Here is a 16,981-nt window from a genome sequence, read left to right on the forward strand (position 1 = left end):
TCCATTTTTACTTTTTACGTAATACATAAAAAGATTTACCTTTAATTTCTTCTATCTTATTAAGAGTTTTACCTGTAAAAATATCTACAAATATATCTTCAAGTTGATAATCTATATCAATATCTGAATTTCTAGAATTAATTGCAACAACAACTTTCTCTGATTGATATGTTCTTTCATATATTAAAACACTTCCTTCATCGTATAAAACTTTGTAATCCCCTTTCCTTATGGCAAGACTATCTTTTCTTAATTCCGATAAATATGCATATAGTTCGAAGATTTCCATATTCCATTTACTTTCATCCCAGTAAAAAGGAACTCTACAAAATGGATCTGTAGCCCCTGCCATACCAATTTCATCTCCATAATAAATTAATGGAGAACCTATAAAGGTCATTTGAAGTACAACAGCTAATTTCATTCTGTCAACATCTTCACCCAATGCAGTTAATATTCTTTCAGTATCATGAGAACCCAATAAGTTCCACAATCCATGTAAAACTTGAGGTGGATACTTTTCAATGTAAGCATTAGTAGTATTCACGAAATTACGGGAACTGCCTCCTCTTGCATAGGCAATAACGGCATCCCTGAAAACGTAATTCATAACAGAATCAAAACTAGGGTCTTCAAAATATGTAGTAGAGTCTCTCCAAAATTCTCCTACTATTAAACTCTCGTTATCGATATTTTTGAAATTTTGATAAAGAGATGACCAGTAACTCTCAGGAAGTTGATCAACGGCATCTAATCTCCAGCCATCTATACCATAACTCATCCACTTACCAATAACTTGGTTAATATAAGCTCTTACTTTTGGATTATCATTATTCAGTTGAGGTAAATCTGCATATCCATGCCAACTCTCATAACTCTCAGCAGACTTTCTAATAGGGAATGATTTTATGTAATACCAATCCAAATAATCTGATTTTTCTTGTCTTTCAAAATTTTCTTTCATTGCAAAAAACTCTGTTCCTGTATGATTAAAAACCCCGTCCAAAATTACTTTTATGTCAGTTTCGTGCAAAGTTTCTAGCATATCAGAAAAGATTTCTTCATCACCAAATGAATCATCTATTTTTAGATAGTCATTTGTATCGTATTTATGAGGAGTATTAGCCTCAAAAATAGGATTAAAATATATCCCTTCAACACCTAAATATTCAAAATGATCAATTGAATCTATGACCCCTTGTAAATCACCACCATAAAATCCGAATGAAAGAGAATTTCTATTATGAGGCCCATCCCAAGAGTATGTATTTTTTGGATCATTAGTATCATCACCATTTCGAAATCTATCAGGAAAGATTTGGTAAAATATTCTTCCTTTAGACCATTCGGGAATATCAAAGTAAGCAATGATAGGATTATTAAAATCAAATTCAAAAAATTCTTCTGTTCCATTGTAGCCATATACAATTTCTTTTCCATCGTTAATTAAAAACCTGTACTTTAATATATCTGCTTCTGATAAAACATGGAACCTATATAAAATTGTTTTATCATATTCAATAACGTTTTTTTGAATATAAGAAGCATTGGCTTGTAAATCCACATCTATAACATCATTTTTATCAAACTCAATAGATAAATATATTTCTCCTTTTTGAACTGGATTTATATACCTTCGTTGATTTTGAAAATAAATGTTTCTTACTTGTCCGTCTCCAACTTTTGGAACTATCAAAGATTCACTAACAACTCTAATATTAAATATTTCATTGTTATGAACGGCTATATCATTGTTAGAAAAATCTATTATTCTTTCTCCATCAACTATAAATTTATATAAATATTCCCCAGGATCTAAATCAACATTATATCGCCAAAGGCCTGTAAAACTTTTTTCCATGACAAGAGGTTCAAAATCGTTAAAACTTGCTATTAAATAAACTGACGTTGCTTCTTTTGAATACAAAAAAGTGGTCCTTACAGCAAAAGTCATAGAAAAAAGCATCAGTATCACTAAAAATATAAATACTTTTCTCAATTTTCCAACCTCCAATATATATATATGACTTAGGCGCTTTTAGAATGTATTATTTTTTTGTTTCTACTTTCTCAATAATTTTTTTAGCTAAAATTGAATATGCGCCAGTTATCTCAGAAGAGCCGAAATATGCTACAGGTTTCCCATTATCCATGTTTTCTCTTATAGTAGAATCCAAAGGTATTTGGGAAAGTAACTCTAGATTGTATTTTTCAGCTAAAACTTTTCCCCCATCTTTTCCAAAGATATAATGCTTTGTTTTGCAATTTTGGCATATAAAATAAGACATATTTTCAACGATTCCTATGATTTCTTTATCCATTTTCTTAACAAAATTAATAGCCCTTTCTACATCATCTTGAGACACCGTCGATGGTGAAGTAACTATTAAAGCCCCTTTTAACTTTGAAATGTTTTGGATAACTGTAAGAGGTTCATCCCCCGTTCCTGGAGGTGCATCGATAATTAAGTAATCAAGATTTTCCCAAGCTACATCAGAAATAAATTGCATTATTGCGCCTGTTTTAAGAGGACCTCTCCATATAACAGCTTCATTTTCTCCATTTAGAAATTGTGATATTGAAATTACTTTTACACCATTAATTTCAGGTGGGATTATCTCTCCGCCAACAGCGGATATTTGGGACTCCCTTCCGCCAAGCATCCTAACTACATCTGGTCCGTGTAAATCGACATCCATAAGGCCGACCTTTTTTCCTTCTAAGGCTAAAGATACCGCCAAATTAACTGCAACTGTAGTTTTTCCAACTCCACCCTTACCACTCATAACTAAGATAATGTTATCAATATCTTCAAGACGTTTAGAAATTTTTTCTTTTCTTTCTTGAATATTTGCCATCTTATTCCTCCTGCTATGTAACCATATATAAAGTTTGCTTTTTTTATATTCACCAATCATCTTATGAAAAATCTTATTCTACGACTTTCACCTCATAAGTTATATCAACAGATCCTCTAAAAGTAGCGGTTGCACCACAATATTTTTCTTGGGAGAGTTGAGCCGCTCTTTCTAACTTATCCATAGGTAAGTCCTTACCTTTAAATTCATAAATAACATGAATTTTGGTATACTTCTTAGGATGTTCTTCGCTTCTTTCTGTTTGCAACCTCAAATTAAAACTATCATAATTGACTCTCATTTTATTAAGAATTGTAACGGCATCTATACCGGTACAACCTCCCAAACCAGCTATTAAGTATTCCATTGGTCTTGGTGCGGAGTCATAACCAAGATTCTCTGGACTTGCATCAACATGAATATCATGCCCTGAAGGTGTTTTCATATAAAAATGACTACCATGAGTGTTTTGTAGTAAAAATTCTGTCATACATTTTCCTCCCTATAAGATTATTTATTTTACTTCATACTTTAATTATATCATGAAAAAAAAATACCTATTTGTGTGTATGTTAATAACGTTTATTCTTTTTTTGATTATTAGCTTATTTAAAAATTCGGATTAATCAATAGGTTTCATTTTTGCCATAAAATGTCTTAAAATTTTTGGTTCATATACGAATTCTAAACCTTTTAAGCTCTTCGCAATTTTTTTTACGGCTATCAGCCCTTCTGCCACATAATCCAGATGATTGTTTGTATAAACCCTTCGTGGAATAGCTAACCTTAAAAATTCAAAAGGTGATTCAATCTGTTCCCCTGTTTCTGGATCTCTCCCCATCATTAATGAACCAATCTCCACACTTCGCACCCCAGATTCTAAATACAAGGCGTTTGCCAAAACTTGAGCAGGAAACTGATAATAAGGTATATGGGAAAGCATCCTTTTCGCATCAACAAAAACAGCGTGTCCCCCTGTAGGGTATTGAATAGGTATAGAAACTTCTCTTAATTTTTCACCTAAATATTCTACTTGAGATATCCTATAATCCAAATAATCCAGCTCAATTCCTTCTTTTAATCCCCTTGCAATAGCTTCCATATCTCTGCCAGCTAAACCTCCATAAGTAGGAAATCCTTCCAAAGGAACTAGTGCAGCTTTCACTTTGTTGAAAAGTTCTTCGTCATCTTTAATTCCAATTAATCCCCCAATATTAACTATCGCATCTTTCTTTGCACTCATTGTAAATCCATCAGCATAACTGAACATCTCATATACAATTTCTTTAATGGACTTGTCCTCATAGCCTTTTTCTCTTTTTTTAATAAAATATGCGTTTTCAGCATACCGAGCGGCATCAATGAAGACAGGAAGATTATAATTCCTAGCTATTTCACTAACCTTTTTTATATTTTCCATAGAAACAGGCTGCCCGCCAGAACTGTTGCATGTGACGGTTATTATTATAAAGGCTATATTCTCTCTACCCTTTTCCTGTATAAAAGATTTTAATTTTTTCACATCAAAGTTTCCTTTAAATGGATGGTAATTATCTATATCGAATGCTTCCTCTATAACTAAATCTTCAGCTTTACCTTTAGCTAATTCTACATGAGCCTTAGTTGTGTCAAAATGCATATTACTTAAAACATACTGACCTGGTTTTATTAACAATGGGAATAATACCTGCTCTGCACCTCTTCCCTGATGAGTTGGGACAAAGTAATCGTAACCAAAAATTTCTTTAGATGTATCCCACAAATTTTGAAAGCTCTTACTTCCTGCATATGCTTCATCACCAAGCATTAAACCAGACCATTGATAATCACTCATTGCACCAGTACCGCTGTCTGTTAAGAGATCTATGTACACCTCTTCTGATCGTAAAGCAAACAGATTATAACCACTTCTTTCTAATGCTTTCTCTCTTTCTTTTCTTGAGATCTTTCTTATAGGTTCTACCATTTTGATTTTAAATGGTTCAGGATTTGACTTTTTTCCCATATGGCTATCTCCCTTTAAAAAAAGATTTTTATTCTTTCATTCTAATTTATTTTAACACATTTAACCCCTCTTTACTTGACGAAAATAATTAAATATAGTATAATTATCTTGTGAATTGCAGGTGTAGCTTCAGTCGGTAGAGCGCCGCCTTGGTAAGGCGGAGGTCATGGGTTCGAGCCCCATCACCTGCTCCATGTTTATAAAAAACCAAAAATGCGGATATAGCTCAGCGGTAGAGCACTTGCTTGCCAAGCAAGGGGTCGTGGGTTCGAATCCCATTATCCGCTCCAAATCCCGGGATAAGCCCGGGTTTTATTTTCTAAAGGGGAGATTTAAAAATGTCCTTTATCTTAAGAGATATCAACACCGAAAAGACTTACCAAGTAGAAAAAGGTACAAAATTTATAGATATTGCTAAAGAATATGAGAAAATTAGCAGAAAATCTGTTTTGTACGTTAAATTCAACAACGATATAAAAGAACTTTTTGAGAATATCCCTAAAAGTGGAGAAATTGAATTTTGCGACATTACAACTCCTGATGGTATTCGTATATATAGGAGAGGGCTTTTTTTCATCTTATACATGGCCTTGAAGCAAATTAATAAAAATGACAAGTTTTTTGTGAACAACACCTTGAATGATGCCATGTATTGTGAATTTTCTTCAGGAGTGCCCACTCAAGATTATCTAAATTTAATAGAAAATAAAATGCATGAAATAGTTGAGAAAGATATAGTTTTTCAAAAAAAAACTATTGATAAATTTGAGGCAATTGATATGTTTTCCAAAATAGGAGAAATAGATAAAGCACTCCTTTTCAAATATAGGAAAAAGAGTTCGGTAAACGTTTATTTTGCAGGTGAATATTTTAATTATTTTTATGGATATCTTCCTTATTCGACGGGGTACTTAAGTAAATTCAAATTGAAAAAAGTTGAAAATGGCTTTGTTATTATTCATCCAACGCCTAAATCCCCTGATAAAATCCCTGAATTCAATTATTCAAAAAAACTATTTGTTGCTTTTGAAGAGTATAAAAATTGGCTTGACATAATGGAAATTAATACCGTAGGAGAATTAAACTCTTTAATTTCACAAGGAACTGAAAAAGTTAGAGAATTAATAAGAATAGCGGAAGTTCTTCATGAGAAGAAGTATTCTATTATCACAGATGAAATTGTTAGAAGAAAAGAAATAAGGTTAATAACGATTGCTGGCCCTTCTTCATCCGGTAAAACAACAAGTGCAAAAAGAATAGCCTTGCATCTAAAAGTCCACGGATTAAAACCTGTGCCTATATCTTTGGATGATTTTTTCTTAGAAAGAGATAAAACTCCAAGAGATGAAAAGGGAAACTATGATTTTGAATCGATAAAAGCCCTTGATTTAGATCTTTTCAACCAAACAATGAACGAGCTGATAAAGGGAAAAGAAGTAAAACTCCCGAAGTTTGATTTCAAATCTGGGAAAAGGTTATGGCATGATGAACCTTTACAAATTAAAGAGAACCAACCTATAATAATAGAAGGCATTCACGGTTTAAATGAAATCCTTACCGCTTCTATTCCAAGGGAAAAAAAGTATAAAATATACGCTAGTTCGTTAACTCAGATGAACTTAGATAGAATGGATAGAATTCCAACAACTGATACAAGGCTTATAAGGCGTATGGTAAGAGACTATAATTTCAGAGGATACTCTGCTTCAGATACTTTAAATATATGGCCTTCAGTTGTCAAGGGCGAACACAAATATATTTTCCCGTTTCAAGATGAGGCTGACATTATGTTCAATTCTCATCTAGTCTATGAATTAGCGATATTGAAATTATTCGCCGAGCCACTCTTACTTTCAATAGACAAAAGTCATCCTCATTACACAGAAGCAAAAAGATTACTGAGATTCTTAGATTATTTTCTACCTATTACAGAAATCGAAGAAATCCCAAGAACATCCATTATAAGAGAATTTATAGGTAAAAGTGCCTTTAAAACGTAAAAAACGCCCATAGAGGGCGTTTTTTGTTTTTGCCAAAGTTTTTTTAACCTTTTACAGAACCTTGAGTTAAACCCCCTATTATCCATCTTTGCAGCGAAAGGAACAATACAATCATCGGTATCGCTCCCAGCAAGGATGCGGCGGTAAATAACCCCCATTCTGTTTCGTACGGTCCTGATGAAAATGATTGTAAGCCAACTGCGTATGTATAATTAGACTCACTTTGAAGTATAATTCTTGCTATTACAAATTCATTGAATATATTCATAAAAGTCAATATCATAACTACGGCTATTATTGGTAAAGATAGTGGCAATACTATCCTCCAAAAAGTTTGAAACCTTGTTGCTCCATCTATCATAGCTGATTCTTCTAACGAGTCTGGAATCGTATCATAATAACCTTTGAATAACCACATGTTGTATGCTACGTTTCCCATATATGCAAATATTAATCCATCTAGAGAATCTAAACCTAATATCCCAAAGTAGTCTCCCATGAATTTTAAGATTCCATATATTGCTATCATGAACATTATTGCCGGGAACATTTGGATGATCATTAAAAAGAATAATCCTTGTTTCCTTCCAGCAAATCTCATCCTTGAGAAAGGATATGCTCCTAATGAAGTCATCATTACTGTCAATATAGCTGTTATTCCTGCTACTATTATTGAATTTAGTAACCACCTCGTAAATGGTTTCCTTATCTTAGCTGACCAACTTTGTTGTAAATTGTATAAGTTTTTATCTATCGCTCTCAGTTTACTTTTTAATTCCCTGTACTCTGTGTGATTTGATAAATCACTTGCCAATCTTGAAGCTCTAGCTATATCAGCAGAAGCTTTGCCATATTGAGTGTTATATAAACTTTGCATTTCTGATAGCGGGGTTATTCGTGTAACATTCCCTCCATGATTCAATGAGAGATAGCTATCTAAATTTACCTTAAATATTTGCAAATTTTCTTCCATCTGTATTTGTATTTCTGTTAACTTCTGTCTTCCTTCTTCAAAAAGATTTCGCGATTCCAATAAGTTGTTGTACCATCGCATTATTATGTATCTGTTTCTGTCAGGGATAAAACCCGGATAGTATTTTGAACTCATAAAAGACGCATAATTTACGGATTCATAGTTATTAGTTATTTCTTGTTTTGTGTTTTCAACATAAACTATCAAGAAAGGCAAATTTATTATCTTTTCTATATTACTGAGCGTTTCTTCATTTTCACTTATTAATATATTTAATTCATTTTCTAGTTTTTGTCTACTTTCTCTTAATTGACTTAATTGTTCACTAAATTGAGCTAATTGAATTGTGTTACTGCTGTATTGTTGAGTTAACGGCACCAATTCGTCTATAGAGGCTGACATTTTTAATGTAGAACTTTTTACTGCCTGGTAACTTGGCAAAATAGCGTTTTTATCTTTAATAGCGTATATCTTATCAAAGTTCGCATTTAAGAATTGGTATACTTCTGCATAGAGCCCAACTGTATCAACAAGACCATTTTGCAAAAAACTGTCAATAGCATTTAGATTTTCGTATGCTATATTCATTACCTGTGAAAACTTTTGTACATTATCATAGAATAACTTGTCTTCTCCAAATAAAGGTAATTTGCCCTCTACTTGAGTTAAATTTTGATTTTTTAAAATTTCATATGAAGATTTAACTCTTTCATGTTCAACTTTTAATATATCTCCCAGATTCATTAAATTATTATAAATTATCTTATTTTGTCTTTCTAGTGTTGATTGATGTAGATTTAATTGAGATATTTGATTTTCTATATTTGTTAATTCGTTCTGTGTTTCGTTTATTTGGTTGTATGTTCCTGAATATATTTCACTTATTTGATTTTGGATATCCTGCTGCATAAGTTGTATCTCTTCTTCTGTAGCTTTCCAGCTTTCCCCTAATTGTAAAATACTTTCCCCATATTGCTCGATTTCCGGTTCTTCATTTATCCATCTCCTATACGTTCTAACTCTCCATACGTTTGTATTTAACGGTATTTGAAGTATAGTGTTCATAGTTTCTATGTAATATTCGCTTTGTTTGTTCAAATTACTTTTTTCAAGATTATTTATGATTTCTTTTCTCAAGGTAAAATACTCTTGCATCATTGTTTGTAAATTGGTGAAGTTTACTGTTATCCCCATTTCCTGAGATAACTCTAAAATGTTGTTTAGTTGTTCTTGCAATAATTCAGAGTCTTCGAGCCTTATTTCATTGATATCTTTGTAGAATTGTTCTTTGTATTGTGTTTCGTACAAAACAAAGATTTCTTCGTAAGCTTGTTCTAACTCTTCAAATTCTTTTTGCGTTTGCAAAAAATATTTTTCTAAATTATTTACATAACTGTTTGTTTTTTTCTGTGCTTCTTCTATAGTTAGATCACTATATTTACCTATATAAGAGGTTATTGAGTTGAGTTCATTTATTAATTCTGGTACATTTGGAGTCTGTAGTATTAAGTCTTTGTAGTTTTCAGCTGTTAACCTGTTTGAAAATAATTTTGGTGAAAATGCAGCATTGTCCCTTCTTATAGATGTTGAGATTAACCATACCAAAGGGAATAGTATTATTACTATACATATTATTAGTACTATGTGCCTTAATATATAATTTTTCTTTTCGATCATGGCCATTATCTGCTCACCTCTTCAAAAGAACCTGAAAATCTGAAGTTAAAATAACTAAATACTGCTATTATTCCAAATATAATCATTGATATAGCAGAGGCAAACCCAAAGTCTTGCCCTTGTGAGCCTTCAAAGGCTAATTTGTAAACATACGATATCAATATGTCCGTAGAACCAGCAGGTGTATTCGTTCCTGGCATCGCCGGTCCTCCACCTGTTAATAGGTATATTAAAGTAAAATTGTTGAAGTTGAATGCAAAACTCATTACAAGTAATGGCACTACTGCCACCATTAGTAATGGGAAAGTTATTTGCCTAAATTGTTTCCAACGTGTAGCCCCATCTATTACAGCAGCTTCATACAACTCTCCTGGGATACTTTGCAAGGCTCCTAAAGTTATTGTCATCATGTAAGGAAAACCAAGCCACGTATTTGTTATTAGTATCGCTACTTTTGCCCAGAATGGATCGTTTAACCATCTCACAGGATTTATCCCAAGATTTCCTAATATGAATCTGTTTATTATTCCATATGTTTCATTGAAAAAACCATTCCTCCATACTAATACTGAAATAAATGCAGGAATCGCCCACGGAATTATAAGCAAAGTCCTGTATATAACCTTTCCTTTTAAGTTTGGATCATTTAAAACTAAAGCAAATATTAATCCTAATATAAAGGTTAATAAGACACTTAGTCCTGCATACACAAAGTTCCATCCAAGTATTTTAAAAAATGGCCCTGATATTCTTGGATCATTTATTATCTTCGCAAAGTTTTCACCACCAACATAATCTTTGTAACCTATAAGTCTTGTTAGTTGCCCATTTTCGTTGTAATCCCAAAATGCTGAATCCCTTTCAATTAATTCTTTGTTTGTTAAAGTGTTTACTACAACGGTTTTGTATATTTCCCTTTCACCATCAACTATCACTTTTACAGCGGTGTCGTATACTCTGTATGACTCAGAAAATTTTCTGAAAATAGTTGAACTTGATAGTCTAAAGTTTTGATCATCTAATTTTAAATTTAAAGATTTAAGATAATTCTGCCTTAATACAGAGTTGTAATATGCAGAATTAGTTGATGTTAGAGGGTCTATTGGGGAATAGAAATACTGATATCTTTCTTCTCCATTTTTTTCTATTGCTATTATGGATGAACTCCCATTAGTTCCTAAACTTTCTGTAGGTCTTATGATTCTATATGTGTTGTTATTAATACTTATTTCTTCATTAGTTATCAGATATAATTCAGATTCAGCATATATTAGATTACCTCTTGAGTCATATTCTAAAGTTGTGGGTTTTTCTGAGAGATACATGTTTTCTTGATCATATAGAAGTAATAGAAAGTCTTCTGTTGGCTGGTACTGTTCATTGTACTTCACAAATACTTTAAAGTCATATGTTTTAGGGTTTTCAGGTTCAAAGTAATATGTAGGATCAATTAGAAGAGTGTCTATTGCATTCGTTCTAGTGAATAAATGCCCCGTCCCATAATTCGTAAAAGATGTTTCTATGGTGTAATAGATAGGATATATAGTCAAAATAAATAAAAAGAACAACGCTGGTAAGGTATATCTGTAAGGGTATCCCTTCTTGGAAAATATCGCCCAGTTAGTTATTACTAAAAAAACAGTTATCGTTATTCCTAAACCATAGTTGGCTAGTATGAATAAAAGAAATATAGCCCATATTAAAAGGGCGTCCATTACCGCAATGAATAGCCACATTAGAAATGTTCGAAAACTTTTCATTATCTACCCTCCTAAATTATGATCGATCGTCCTTTAAGCATTTATTTAAATTATACCTCAATATTCAAAATTTTAATTTAATTAAAGAAAGGAGAGGTTTTAACCTCCCCTCTTCCTTAAACTGATTTTTGGGCGAGACATTTTCTTTAAAATATTAATTAAATTTATAAGGCTGCTTTTATCTTTAATACAGCATCATTCAATGCTTCTTCAGGTGTTTGCGTTCCGCTTATTATGTTGTTTAGAGCGTCATTCATCGGTTGCCATACTGACTGCATAGCTGGAATATTTGGCATAGGTTCTCCACCAGCTGCACTTTCAGTAAAAGCTGCAACTATATCTGCGGGGATTGGCCCGCCTTGCTCTTCAATAATCTGAGATACATCAATTCTAGCAGGCAATCTTGGATCAGCTAAGTAAAATTCATATATTCCTTCTGGAGTTGCTAAGTAATTGATTACGAATTCCATAGCAAATGCCTTATTTTGAGATCTAGAATTGATCATTAATCCTTGTACTCCTACAAATGGCTTCATAGTTTTACCAGGTTCAACTTCAATACTTGTTAAAGGTATAACACCAAAATCTATCCCTGCGTCTAGATAATTTTTCGCAGCCCAAGGACCATTAATTATCATAGCTGCTAATCCATCCATGAACATCGAATCCATTATACTATAGTTCATACCTTGTGGCATTATACCTTCGTCAAAAAAGCTTTTTAATAGATACCCTGCTTTTATTGCACCTTCATTGTTCAATCCAATATCAGAAATATCGTATCCAGTTCTTTCATCATAATTAAATACGTATCCTCCATAACCAGTGAAGAAACCATAAGTATGGTAAAAATCAGAAGGTGTAACAGCAAATCCAACAGTTTCATCGGTTGTGAATTCTTTTGCCAAAACTTTAATGTCTTGAATGTTTGTCGGGACTTCTTCATCGCTTATATAATCTCTGTTATAGAAAAGAGCGACAGCTTCTATAGCATAAGGCAAACCATATAATCTTCCTTCATATGTAAAAGCTTGTAATCCAGAATCCCCAAATTTATCTGCTTGAAGTGCAGATCTTGGAATTGGTTCTAAAAGTCCATTCAGTGCTAATTCTCCAACCCAATCGTGAGCACCAATTATTATATCTGGTCCTTCTCCAGCTTGGGCAGCTGTAAGGAACTTTGATTTAATATCTCCAAAAGGAACCATTTGCACTTCAACATTTATTCCTGTATCCCTAGTAAACTCCTGGCCTATAGTTCTTATAAAATCTACCTGCAGTTCAGATGACCAAATGGTTATACTCTGTGAAAATAAAGAAACTATACCAACCAGCATCACTAATGTCAAAATCAAAACTTTTTTCATCTTATTACCCCTCCTCATTTTTTTGTTTTATAATGGAAACGTTTTACCTATAAAATATTATATCAAAAAAGAAACAGTTTTCATATTCTAATTATAGGTATTTATTAAGGATTATGGGCGATTAGGCGGAATTATTTGGGATTACAAGCTAAATTCTCAATTTTTCTTGTTTTTTCTAAAAAATATAACCCCCAATTCTATGGGGGTTATATTTATACGGGATATATCGCTGTATCTTCATTTTTGAAATTTTCTGCCAAGCTGAAATCTATATTAAGTGATTTAATATATTTATCTTTTAAGAATTTTCTCCCCACTTCCTTAAATAATGTATAAGTTAATAAATCCTCCTCAGTTTTTGCTAATATCCCTATTTCTTTTTTTGCATTTTCTAACTCAGCTTCCAAATCATCTGCTGGTCTATGATTAATTGACTTTGTACTTCCTAAGGCTTTTTTATACAGCTCTTTATCTACTGCTGCTGGTGATCTTCCATAAAGCCCTTTCAAATAGTTCTTCACTTCGTTAGTTATCATTGAATATCTTTTACCTGTTAAAACATTTAAAACTGCTTGAACCCCAACTATCTGACTTGTAGGTGTAACCAGCGGAGGATACCCAAGATCTTTACGAACCCTTGGTACTTCTTCCAAAACTTCTTCTAATTTATTTTCTGCTTTTTGTGCTTTTAATTGTGAAACTAAATTAGAAAGCATTCCACCAGGTATTTGAGCATTCAATATTCTTGCATCTATAGATTTCATACTCATATCATATTCACTATATTTTTCTCTGATTGTCCAAAAGTAATCAACAAGTTTCATTATTATTTTGTTATCCAAATCTAAATCATATGCATACACAAATGGTTCAACAGCGGGTTCTGATGTCCCGTTTGCAAAAGGCTCAATGCCACGTCTATAATATCAGTTCCTGCTTCAATTCCAGCATAATAAGCCATTGGAGCAAGTCCAGTTGTATTATGTGAGTGAATATTAACTGGGATATTGAATTTCTTCTTTATTTCTTTCACTAAGTTATACGCATCTTTAGGTTTTAATAAACCTGCCATATCCTTTATAACTACGGAATCAACGTCTCTTTCTACTAACTCTCTAGTATATTCTAAATAATATTCTACGTTATGAACTGGACTTACCGTATAAGAAATCGAACCTTGAACGTGGATATTTCTCTTTTTTGCTACTTCTATTGACTTTTCTAAGTTTCTGATATCGTTTAAAGCATCAAATACTCTTATGATATCCATTCCATAGTCGGCAACTTTATTCACAAATAATTCTACAACATCGTCAGCATAGTTTCTGTATCCCACAAGATTCTGTCCTCGTAGCAACATCTGAATTTTAGTGTTTTTCAATTTATTTCTGATAATTCTTAATCTTTCCCAAGGATCTTCATTCAAATATCTAATACAAGAATCGTAAGTTGCCCCTCCCCAAACTTCCATAGAATAAAAACCCGCTTTATCAAACTCTTCTAAGTGATCCTCAAAATCTTCTAATTTTAATCTTGTAGCAATTAACGATTGTTGACCATCTCTAAGGGTTGTATCAACAATAAATGGTTTTTTCTTCATTTATTTCACCTCTTATTATTTTTTATTTTTTTCTGCCTATTTATATTATATATGTTTTTTTGGAACAATTTCAAGATGGGTAATCCAATTGCATAAGTAGCTATTGTTTCTCCAATTCCTATCCAAAGTACAGATAAAAAGTAAGGAAATCCATATAATGGCGCAACATAAGCAGATACCCCAAAAGCGTTTATTAATATTGGAGGTATGGGAGCCAAATATGATTTAGGCATCTTCCACGTTAATATACCAGCTACCAATGTCAAAAAACTTCCAAACCATATATCCCAAGCACCAAGTCCCCCTATCATATTAGCCAATAAAACACCAATGTAAATTCCTGGAATAAACGCAGGATCAAGAAAAGGAAGAACAACAAAAGCTTCTGCAATTCTAACTTGAATCGGTCCAAAACTTATAGGTTGAAAAACAATGCACAAAACTACATATAACGCTGCAACTAAAGCGGCTCTTACAATTCTTTTTGTATCCATTTTTCCTCCTCATAAAAAAATCTGGTAAAGCTGTTATGACTTTACCAGATTATTTTTAAAGCAACGTTTTTATTGATTTAAAAGTCGATCTATCTCATCAAGCATATTCGTTAATTGGTTTACCTTTTCTTCTTCCATATTGGAGGTATCCAATAAATTTAGAACACTTTTTAAACTTTCTAAATCTCTTTTTATACTTTCAATATCACCAGTTTGATTATAATAATCTTCAATATAAGTGTATATTAAAGAATAATAATCAAAGGCTACATTTGGATCGTTTGGATTATTTTGAAAAAGTTTAGAAATAATTTCAATAGAATCTGGATTTATTTCTCTTAAGGAAAGAAGAGAACTTTCTAATGCTGAATTCATTTGTTCAATATTGCTATTTAACTCGTTATACCTTTTTTCCACCTCTTCATATGACATAACTCCATATGTATTTTGCAAGTAGGATAATTCTTGTAAGGTATAAATTATCTGAGTGGCTTGGTTACGAACATCGGTTGCTGGTGATGTTTGTTGAAGCTCTGAATAATGTTGAAATTGTTCATTTAATTCTTCTTCTGATAATTCAATAAAATCAGGATAAGTTTTAGCTATATTCAAATAACTTTCAATATCGTATTTCTCAATAATTTTGGGCTGTAGCGAATTTTCTGCAGCAAATATATAAGCAATGTACCATTCTTCAGGTAATTCTTCATTTGAGAGAATAATTTCTCTATACTTTTTTTCTATTTTTGATAAATCTTCCCAAGTTTGTGAAAAATAAATGTCGTAGGCTAATTCCAATGGTTCATAGGAGATTACAAAACTATAATTTGGAATGTATTCATTATACCAATTCTCTATTAGAAAAGAAATATAATTATTTTCAATTTGAATTCTAACTTGCTCTTCTTTCAACAACTCTTCGGATGTGTTGTAGACTTTTTTATCCTCAACCTGGATTATTTGGTATCCTAATGGAGTATTAATCGGTCCGATTATCGTTCCTGGAGTTGCTTCAATTGATGCTTCAAAAACACTATTAGATATCTCTCCACGTTTCACCCAATCTAACGATCCTCCAGTTGATGCTGTTTGTGTGTCAATTGAATTTTCGAAGGCAGCTTGAGAAAAAGAAATAGAATTGTTCAGGATTTGAGATTTTATATTGTTAGCAGCGGCTTCATTGTAAGTAACTATTCTACTAATTTTTACTGATTCAAACTGCTCTTTTAAATTCTGAAAATTATCAGAAACATAAGTTGATAAATCTTCTTCACTGAAATTTGAAAAATAATTTCTTAATTCGTTAATTAACTCAGTTCTATATACTAAACTCTTGGCAAATCCATAAAAATACTCTTCTTTTTCGAAAAACTGCAAGAATATCATTTTAGTGTTCTCATTTCCCATGTATTGATTGTACAGATCTTCAGTTTGTTGAGATATTTTTTCTGAATCCAACGTAATTCCATTATCGTTCAAAAACTTTTCCATAGATTTATACTCCATAAGTGCATCGGCAATACTTACCAAATCAATTGGTTTGTTAAAATACTGATCATACTGAGGATTTTGACTTAACATATTCAACAAGATATTATAATATTCACCCATTAACTCATCTTGCTCTAGAAAGTATGATTCGTAAACTTCTTCCCCATCTTTGGAAGTTACATACGCAACACTTTGTGGAAAAATAACCAATGAAAATACTGAAAGAACCATGAATAACACTAATAACTTCTTCATTTTTTTCCTCCTAACATTAATTTAGTTTCAGATTATATAGTAAAACCCTTTAATTAAAATAAGCTTAAAAACTTAATTTATGGAAATTTGACTGAATATTTTTAGCATGGTATAATAAAAACAACTTAAATTTCTTGTTAATATATTGTTCAGCAAAATTAAGGAGGCTAAAAAGTTGATCTCTTTAAAAGAAAAAATAATAATGAAAGCTATTTATTATAAATCCAACAAAAAAAGGCCCTATTTAACAACAGAGGTTGGAACGAAAAGAAAAAAAAGATATCTTTTTTTCGTATTATATAACAACCATACACAAAATGAAAGTGAATACTCCTTTGATATAAAAAAGAACTCTACTTCTTTGACTTTCATCGCAAAAGATGAAGAAAAAGAATATAAAAAAGATGTGGAAAATTACAGTAAGTACAATTCATATTTTTTTGTTTCAATTTCTGATGAATATAAGATAAATAAATTTGTTGAACTGGAAATCGATTAAAA

11 protein-coding genes, 2 tRNA genes and 1 pseudogene are annotated in these 16,981 nt (G+C 31.9%); 4 read left to right on the top strand and 10 right to left on the bottom strand.

The features are described 5' to 3' along the window. Nucleotides 1–7: 7 nt before the first annotated feature. From PW5551_RS07370 to PW5551_RS07385, 4 genes are all read right to left on the bottom strand, one after another. Complete coding sequence (locus PW5551_RS07370) at nt 8–1,999, bottom strand: alpha-amylase family glycosyl hydrolase (protein ID WP_233488472.1); 1,992 nt, start codon at nt 1,997–1,999, stop codon at nt 8–10. A 49-nt stretch (nt 2,000–2,048) separates the two neighbouring features. Next, entirely contained in the window at nt 2,049–2,858 is an 810-nt protein-coding gene (locus PW5551_RS07375; protein ID WP_113075152.1) for an Mrp/NBP35 family ATP-binding protein, read from the bottom strand. Between the two features lie 73 nt (nt 2,859–2,931). Then, nucleotides 2,932–3,348 (bottom strand): OsmC family protein, encoded by a 417-nt coding sequence (locus tag PW5551_RS07380; RefSeq protein ID WP_113075153.1) that lies wholly within the window; start codon nt 3,346–3,348, stop codon nt 2,932–2,934. Nucleotides 3,349–3,480: 132 nt separating this feature from the next. Beyond that, nucleotides 3,481–4,863 carry a tryptophanase gene (locus tag PW5551_RS07385; RefSeq protein WP_113075154.1) on the bottom strand — a complete coding sequence of 461 codons (1,383 nt, stop codon included), beginning with the start codon at nt 4,861–4,863 and terminating at the stop codon, nt 3,481–3,483. A gap of 117 nt (nt 4,864–4,980) precedes the next feature. Here PW5551_RS07385 and PW5551_RS07390 point away from each other — a divergent pair. The 3 genes from PW5551_RS07390 (at nt 4,981) to PW5551_RS07400 (ending at nt 6,863) form a co-directional block, all read left to right on the top strand. After that, nucleotides 4,981–5,057 (top strand) — tRNA-Thr (locus PW5551_RS07390). Nucleotides 5,058–5,078: 21 nt separating this feature from the next. Further along, nucleotides 5,079–5,153: transfer RNA gene (locus PW5551_RS07395), tRNA-Gly, on the top strand. Nucleotides 5,154–5,201: 48 nt separating this feature from the next. After that, a complete protein-coding gene (locus tag PW5551_RS07400; protein WP_113075155.1) occupies nt 5,202–6,863 on the top strand; it encodes a nucleoside kinase in 1,662 nt (553 codons plus the stop codon). Nucleotides 6,864–6,906: 43 nt separating this feature from the next. Here PW5551_RS07400 and PW5551_RS07405 read toward each other — a convergent pair whose 3' ends face one another. The 6 genes and pseudogenes from PW5551_RS07405 to PW5551_RS07430 form a co-directional block, all read right to left on the bottom strand. Beyond that, nucleotides 6,907–9,519, bottom strand: a complete 2,613-nt coding sequence (locus PW5551_RS07405) for an ABC transporter permease subunit (RefSeq protein WP_113075156.1) — start codon at nt 9,517–9,519, stop codon at nt 6,907–6,909. Further along, on the bottom strand, nt 9,519–11,273 hold the full coding sequence (locus tag PW5551_RS07410) for an ABC transporter permease subunit (protein WP_113075157.1): 1,755 nt from the start codon (nt 11,271–11,273) through the stop codon (nt 9,519–9,521). Before PW5551_RS07410 ends, PW5551_RS07405 begins: the two co-directional genes overlap by 1 nt. Nucleotides 11,274–11,437: 164 nt before the next feature. Beyond that, nucleotides 11,438–12,640, bottom strand: a complete 1,203-nt coding sequence (locus PW5551_RS07415; protein WP_113075158.1) for a maltose ABC transporter substrate-binding protein — start codon at nt 12,638–12,640, stop codon at nt 11,438–11,440. Between the two features lie 212 nt (nt 12,641–12,852). After that, nucleotides 12,853–14,240 (bottom strand): annotated as a pseudogene (locus tag PW5551_RS10855) (pyruvate carboxylase subunit B). A gap of 5 nt (nt 14,241–14,245) precedes the next feature. Beyond that, entirely contained in the window at nt 14,246–14,734 is a 489-nt protein-coding gene (locus PW5551_RS07425; protein WP_113075159.1) for a QueT transporter family protein, read from the bottom strand. A gap of 69 nt (nt 14,735–14,803) precedes the next feature. Further along, nucleotides 14,804–16,480, bottom strand: coding sequence for a peptidylprolyl isomerase (locus PW5551_RS07430; protein WP_113075160.1), 1,677 nt, complete (start codon nt 16,478–16,480; stop codon nt 14,804–14,806). 175 nt (nt 16,481–16,655) lie between these two features. Here PW5551_RS07430 and PW5551_RS07435 point away from each other — a divergent pair, with 175 nt between their 5' ends. Beyond that, entirely contained in the window at nt 16,656–16,979 is a 324-nt protein-coding gene (locus PW5551_RS07435; protein ID WP_113075161.1) for a hypothetical protein, read from the top strand. Nucleotides 16,980–16,981 lie beyond the last annotated feature (2 nt).

The organism is Petrotoga sp. 9PW.55.5.1 (assembly GCF_003265365.1).
Lineage (GTDB): Bacteria > Thermotogota > Thermotogae > Petrotogales > Petrotogaceae > Petrotoga.

Bases quoted from the DNA above. Each gene is read 5' to 3' on its own strand.
- PW5551_RS07375 (WP_113075152.1), bottom strand. From the start codon at position 2,858: ATGGCAAATATTCAAGAAAGAAAAGAAAAAATTTCTAAACGTCTTGAA.
- PW5551_RS07380 (WP_113075153.1), bottom strand. From the start codon at position 3,348: ATGACAGAATTTTTACTACAAAACACTCATGGTAGTCATTTTTATATG.
- PW5551_RS07385 (WP_113075154.1), bottom strand. From the start codon at position 4,863: ATGGGAAAAAAGTCAAATCCTGAACCATTTAAAATCAAAATGGTAGAA.
- PW5551_RS07400 (WP_113075155.1), top strand. From the start codon at position 5,202: ATGTCCTTTATCTTAAGAGATATCAACACCGAAAAGACTTACCAAGTA.
- PW5551_RS07405 (WP_113075156.1), bottom strand. From the start codon at position 9,519: ATGGCCATGATCGAAAAGAAAAATTATATATTAAGGCACATAGTACTA.
- PW5551_RS07410 (WP_113075157.1), bottom strand. From the start codon at position 11,273: ATGAAAAGTTTTCGAACATTTCTAATGTGGCTATTCATTGCGGTAATG.
- PW5551_RS07415 (WP_113075158.1), bottom strand. From the start codon at position 12,640: ATGAAAAAAGTTTTGATTTTGACATTAGTGATGCTGGTTGGTATAGTT.
- PW5551_RS07425 (WP_113075159.1), bottom strand. From the start codon at position 14,734: ATGGATACAAAAAGAATTGTAAGAGCCGCTTTAGTTGCAGCGTTATAT.
- PW5551_RS07430 (WP_113075160.1), bottom strand. From the start codon at position 16,480: ATGAAGAAGTTATTAGTGTTATTCATGGTTCTTTCAGTATTTTCATTG.